This is a genomic window from Aeromicrobium sp. PFPM2_SD2, assembly GCF_057364525.1.
Genome location: NZ_JBNFNZ010000552.1, coordinates 1 through 1,437 on the forward strand (window position 1 = coordinate 1; position 1,437 = coordinate 1,437).

Consider the following 1,437-nt stretch of genomic DNA (forward strand, 5'->3'; position numbering starts at 1 on the left):
CCGCGGCGCGCAGGTCGTACGGGGCGCCGGCGGCGTCGACGAGCTGGGCCAGCCGCACCCGGGTGCGTCGCTCGAGCTCGCGCAGGTTGCCGGTCTCGAAGGACTGGATGATCACCGGCGCCTTCGGACCGTTCAGCCCGTGCCGGCGCAGCGTGCGCACCAGCGGCTCCTCCAGCGACAGCCCGATCGAGTCGAAGTAGGTGGGGTGCTTGGTCTCGGGGTAGACCGAGATGGTCCGCCCCTCGCGCCGCGACGCCCGCTTCGCCAGGTCCAGCACCTCGTCCAGCGTCGGCACCGTGAAGCGTCCGTCGTAGGCGGTGTTGCCCGGACGCACCTGCGGCAGACGCTCCTTGGCCCGCAGCGTGCGCAGCTCGCGCAGGGTGAAGTCCTCGGTGAACCAGCCGGTCACGGGCACGCCGTCGATCGTCTTGGTGGCGCGCCGGTCGGCGAACTCCGGGTGCTGCGCGACGTCGGTGGTGGTGCCGATCTCGTTCTCGTGCCGGGCGACGAGCACGCCGTCCTTGGTCGGGACGAGGTCGGGCTCGATGAAGTCCGCGCCTTGGCGGATGGCGACGCGGTAGGCCTCGAGCGTGTGCTCGGGCCGGTGTCCGGAGGCGCCGCGATGGGCGATGACGACCGGTGCCGCCTCGTCGTGGTGGTGCCCGCGGTCGTGCGGGTCGGCCGAGGCCGCGCCGGCCCCGAGCGGGATCAGGCCGGCCGCGAGCGCGAGACCGGCGAGTGGACGGATGACGTGCAGCCGCGTGGAGCGGCTCCCCCGAGTGCTCATGGGCCCAGCAGAGCACGGTCCGGCGGTCAGCCGGGCGGACGCGCGGTGAACAGGTGCCGAACCGTCGTCCGGCCCGGACGGACGCTCAGTCGACCAGCGTGGCGCGGAGCCGGTCGAGCAGCGCGGCGTCGGCCCCGGCCCGCACGGCCCAGCCCTCGACCCCGCCGTCGACCCCGTCCCAGCGCTCGAGGACGCTCTCGATGGCCTCGACCGGCGTGGTGAAGAACGAGGCCGGCAGCTGCGCGCGGTGCGCCGCGCCGGGGCCCTGGCTGAGCCGCGCGTCGATCGCGTCGTACTCCTTCTCGGTGGCCAGGTAGTCGGCGACGACGTGCTCGTGCTCGACGCCCACGAGCCGCAGCACCAGCGCGACGCTGACGCCGGTGCGGTCCTTGCCGGCCGCGCAGTGCAGCAGGGCCGGGCCGTCGGACGCGGCCACCTCGCGCAGCACGTCGACGAAGCGCGGCGCGGACTGGTCGAGCATCACGCGGTACAGGTCGGTGAGGTCGCGCACCGGGTGGGCGTCGGGACGCAGCGCCTCGAGCAGCGGGACGTTCACCACGCGGGCGCCGGTGGACGCCAGCGGGTGGACGTCGCCGAGCTCGCCGGCCGAGCGCAGGTCGAGGACGACCGCCGGCGGCCAGGTGAGGCCG

At 74.9% G+C, this 1,437-nt stretch carries 2 protein-coding genes; both read right to left on the reverse strand.

Annotated features, from left to right (window positions below):
- On the reverse strand, positions 1-787 hold a 787-nt coding region (locus AC2W7G_RS16215), incomplete at its 3' end, for a glycerophosphodiester phosphodiesterase family protein (protein WP_485869345.1).
- Positions 788-872: 85 nt separating this feature from the next.
- A partial coding sequence (locus AC2W7G_RS16220; RefSeq protein WP_485869346.1) for a tyrosine-protein phosphatase occupies positions 873-1,437 on the reverse strand: 565 nt, incomplete at its 5' end.